This is a genomic window from Polaromonas sp. P3_C2, assembly GCF_056402675.1.
In genome coordinates, this window is the sequence record NZ_JBFUGX010000325.1 from 1 (window position 1) to 4,788 (window position 4,788).

Consider the following 4,788-nt stretch of genomic DNA (forward strand, 5'->3'; position numbering starts at 1 on the left):
GTCGTGGCCTGCCCCCGGTGGTGTGTCTGGTGATTGAAAAAATGCGTGAGGGCCTTCCAGACCACGTGTTCGCGCTGCACCCCTTTCGAGTTGGCGTAGCGCATGGTCATGGCCGGGTAAGCCTCAGGCATGTCGGCAGCCCACTGCTCGATGGCACCGTCGAGCTGCTGCCGTTTGGCTTTCAGCCCGGCCCAGTCTTCGTACAGCACCATGTCCAGCGTGTAGGCCTGCGGCATGTCGACAACTTCAGAGTTCAGCGATGTAAAACGGATGCCGTTGTCTGCCCCACATTGCGCAAAGCGCCTGAGCCAGACCTGGTCGGCCAGAACCAGATGGCCGAGCGTGTGATGGATCGAGCCGAAGAAAGCGCCACGGGCCCGCTGGCGCTCCTCATCGGTCAGGGTTTCACAGGCGTCATACAGCCGTTCATTCATCCAGCGGTTGTACTGAGCCAGAAGCCGGTAGTTGTCGATAAACGAAGCGGTCATATTTGCTCCTGAATTGATAGCTGCTTGCGCTTGCCAGGATTGCGCCAGAGCCGGATTTCATCCAAAAAGACCCGACGGGAATTGCGGCCCACCACCTGCTTGATTGCCCCAAAGCCAGGGCACATCAGCAGGCGCGTTTTCCACCCTTAGATTTTCACCTGAAAGAGGTACTGGTGAATGGCTCCGGCCAGGAAGATCAAACGCAGCCTGTCAAGTGCTTTGGCTCAATAACCAATGGTGACGTGTCTGCGTTTGCTGCGACTCAGGCCGGCACCAACCGGCCTGTCTGCATTGCGTCAAGCTTTTCCGAAGCCGCCGCCGCCCGGCGTATGGATTTCAAAAATATCACCAGGCTGCATCTCGGCCTGGCCGATATGGCCCAGTGTTTCGATCTGGCCTTGCGCCCGGACCACAACGTTTTGCCCGACCTGCCCGGCTTGACCTCCGGCCATGCCGAAGGCGCCGTGTTTGCGCCCGTTCGACAGGATGCTGGCCGTCATGGCCTCCAGGAAGCGGACACGGCGCACACCGCCATTGCCGCCGTGCCAGCGGCCTGCACCGCCGGAGCCCTGGCGAATCTCGTAGCTTTCCAGCCGCACCGGGAAGCGGAATTCCAGTACCTCCGGGTCGGTCAGCCGCGAATTGGTCATATGTGCCTGAACTACAGAGGTGCCGTCAAAACCCGACACCAGCTTGCCCGCATCATCCAGCTTTCCGCCGGCACCCGAACCACCCGAAATGGTTTCGTAGTACTGGTGGCGGGCATTGCCGAACGTGAAGTTGTTCATCGTGCACTGGCCGGCTGCCATCACACCCAGCGCGCCGTAAAGCGCATTGGTGATGCAGGTGGACGTTTCCACATTACCTGCCACCACCGAAGCCGGCGGGTTCGGGTTGAGCATGGAGCCCGGCGGGATGATGACCTTGAGCGGCTTCAGGCAGCCCGCGTTCAACGGGATATCGTCGTCAACCAGTGTGCGGAACACATACAACACTGCGGCCATGCACACCGCCGTTGGCGCGTTGAAGTTATTGGTCTGCTGCGGCGATGTGCCGGCGAAGTCGATCTCGGCGCTGCGTCCTTTGACGTCAACGCGGATGGACACCTTGATCTGGGCGCCGTTGTCCAGCGGCAAGGTGAACTCGCCATTTTTGAGGCGCGTGATCACGCGGCGCACCGACTCCTCGGCGTTGTCCTGCACATGGCGCATATAAGCCAGCACCACCTCCAGGCTGAAGGTGTCCACCATCTTGCGCAGCTCCTGCACGCCCTTTTCATTGGCGGCGATCTGCGCTTTCAGGTCGGCCATATTCTGCTGCGGGTTACGGCTGGGGTATTTGCCGCTTTTGAGCAGCGCAATCATTTCGGCCTCGCGCAGCACGCCGCGTTCCACCAGCTTGACATTGTTGATCTGCACACCTTCTTCTTCAATCAATGTCGAGAACGGCGGCATGGAGCCCGGCGTGGTGCCGCCGATGTCGGCATGGTGTCCGCGCGAACCGACATAAAACGTCGGCTGTGTGGCCGCACCAAGGTAGACCGGCGTAATGACGGTGATGTCGGGCAGGTGCGTGCCGCCATGGTAGGGGTCGTTCAGCACATACACATCACCAGGCTGCATCTTGCCGGCGTTCTCGCGAATCACCGTCTTGATGCTTTCGCCCATGGAACCCAGATGCACCGGCATATGCGGCGCATTGGCGATCAGGTTGCCTTCGGTGTCAAACAGTGCACAGCTGAAGTCCAGGCGCTCCTTGATGTTGACCGAGTAAGCGGTGTTCTGCAGCTGCAGGCCCATCTGCTCGGCAATGTTCATGAAGAGGTTGTTGAAGACCTCCAGCAGCACCGGGTCTACCGTCGTGCCCGCCGCAAATTTCACGGCTCGTTCAGCCCGGCGGTCCAGCACCAGATGGTCCAGCGCCGTCAGCGCGGCTTCCCAACCCGGTTCCACGACCGTGGTGGCGTTCTTCTCGGCAATGATGGCCGGCCCCGAGATGATGTCGCCCGGCCGCAGATCTTCACGCACCRCCAGCGCGGCGTCATGCCACTGGCCGCCGGAGTACATGCGCACGGTTTCGCGGCGAGGTACTTCACGCGGCTCATGCGTGGTGTGGCGCGGCTCGGCAGGCGCGTCGCCTGCCACCACGGACTCTACCGACACGGCCTCAACCACCAGGCCCTTGCCCTGCATCAGGAAGGCAAAGCGCTGGCGGTAAGCGGCTTCGAACCCGGACTCGATCTCGTCCAGCGTACCGAAGGGCACGATGAGCGCGGAGTCACTGCCTTCATAACGCACATGCACGCGGTGATGCGTGGTGATGCTGCCGGTGCTGACCTGCTGGCGCTGCAGCTCGGCCTCTGCCGTTGCAGCGAGCGAGTTGAGCTTGTCGGCAATTTCCGGAAGCACGGCGGCCGAGAGCTTGAGCTCCACCGCCTGCTCACGAATCACATTCTGGTCGGCCAGGCCCATGCCATAGGCGCTCAGCACACCCGCCAGCGGATGCACAAACACCTTGGTCATGCCCAGCGCATCGGCCACCAGGCAGGCGTGCTGCCCGCCCGCACCGCCAAAGCATTGCAGCGTGTAGCGTGTCACGTCATAGCCGCGCGCCACCGAAATTTTCTTGATGGCGTTGGCCATCTGCTGGACCGCGATGTTGATGAAGCCCTCGGCCACCACCTCGGCACTGCGGCCGGTCTGTCCCGCCAGTTCGTTGAACTGGGCCTCTACCGCCTCGTAACTCAAGGGCTCATCGGCATTGGGACCAAATACTTTCGGAAAGTAGCGCGGCTGCACCTTGCCGACCATCACGTTGGCATCGGTCACCGCCAGGCGGCCACCGCGCCGGTAACTGGCGGGGCCTGGGTTCGCGCCTGCACTCTGTGGACCAACCCGGAAGCGCTCGCCGTCAAATTTGAGGATGGAGCCGCCGCCCGCCGCCACGGTGTGGATACTCATCATGGGTGCCCGCATGCGCACGCCGGCGACCTGGGTTTCGAATTCGCGCTCGAACTCCCCGGCGTAATGCGACACGTCCGTTGAGGTGCCGCCCATGTCAAAGCCTATGACCTTGGCATGGCCGGCGATTGCGGCCGTGCGGGCCATGCCCACAATGCCGCCCGCCGGGCCGCTCAGGATGGCGTCTTTGCCCTGAAATACATGCGCATCGGTCAATCCACCGGAAGACTGCATGAAAAAGAGCCGTACCCCCGGCATCTCACTGGCGACCTGTTCCACATAACGGCGCAGGATGGGGGAGAGGTAGGCGTCCACCACCGTGGTGTCGCCGCGGCTCACAAACTTCATCATCGGGCTGGTTTCATGCGAGGTGCTGATCTGGGTAAAACCCACCTCGGTCGCGATGCGCTTGGCGGCCTTTTCATGCTCCGTGAACCGGTATCCATGCATAAAAACAATCGCAAGGCTTCGCAGCCCTTTCTGGTACTGCGCAAGCAGCTCCTTTTTTAATAGCACTTCGTCGAGCGCCTGAAGCACCTCGCCTTGCGCGCCCACACGCTCCTGGGCCTCCACCACCGCGCTGTAAAGCAATTCGGGCAGCACGATGTGGCGGTCAAACAGACGGGGGCGGTTTTGGTAGGCAATGCGCAGCGCATCCCGAAAGCCGCGCGTGGTCACCAGCAATGTCGGTTCACCCTTGCGCTCCAGCAGTGCATTGGTGGCCACGGTCGTTCCCATCTTCACGCAGTCCACCACGTCGGCGCGTATCGGCTCGCCCGCTTTCAGACCCAACAGGTGGCGGATGCCGGCCACCGCTGCATCGCGGTACTGCTCCGGGTTTTCCGACAGCAGCTTGTGGGTCACGAGCGAACCGTCAGGCTTTTTGGCGACGATATCGGTGAAAGTGCCGCCGCGGTCTATCCAGAATTGCCAACGGTCGCCGCCCGGTTTTGAAGTGGTGTCTTGCATGGTTTTTGATTTCAGAGTTAACGTGTTCTTTGCTGATCTCTATGGATCTTTATTGATCTTGTGTGCCGTCAGGCCTGGCTCGACGCAACGCTGTGCGGCGATGTTGGCCGGGGCCTCTTGTCCGGAAAATTGGCGATCTGTGACCTGCCAATGTACCCAAGTACCGGCGCCAGGTGCTGGATGTCCGGCACGCCCCGCAGGGCCGTGGAAGCCGGGCACCAGGGATAGGGAAGACCGGCTACCCAATCCATGACCTCGTCTGTGTGCGAGGCCGGCAGGGTCTGCATGCTCGCGATGGTGATTGAAAGGCTTTCCGCCAGATATGAGGGCGGCGAAAAACACCAATCGTAGCGGCCGCACCCGACCCGCAC

At 61.5% G+C, this 4,788-nt stretch carries 2 protein-coding genes and 1 pseudogene; all 3 read right to left on the reverse strand.

Translation table 11 applies throughout. The annotated features are described in order from the left end of the window. Window positions 1-488: DinB family protein (locus tag AC1DWI_RS14090; protein WP_477725054.1), on the reverse strand; the 488-nt coding region annotated here is incomplete at its 3' end. A 296-nt stretch (window positions 489-784) separates the two neighbouring features. Further along, the gene (locus AC1DWI_RS14095; protein ID WP_477725055.1) at window positions 785-4,417 is read right to left on the reverse strand and encodes a hydantoinase B/oxoprolinase family protein; all 3,633 of its coding nucleotides are present in this window, start codon (window positions 4,415-4,417) and stop codon (window positions 785-787) included. 68 nt (window positions 4,418-4,485) lie between these two features. After that, a pseudogene (locus AC1DWI_RS14100) lies at window positions 4,486-4,788 on the reverse strand (hypothetical protein); the annotation flags it as partial.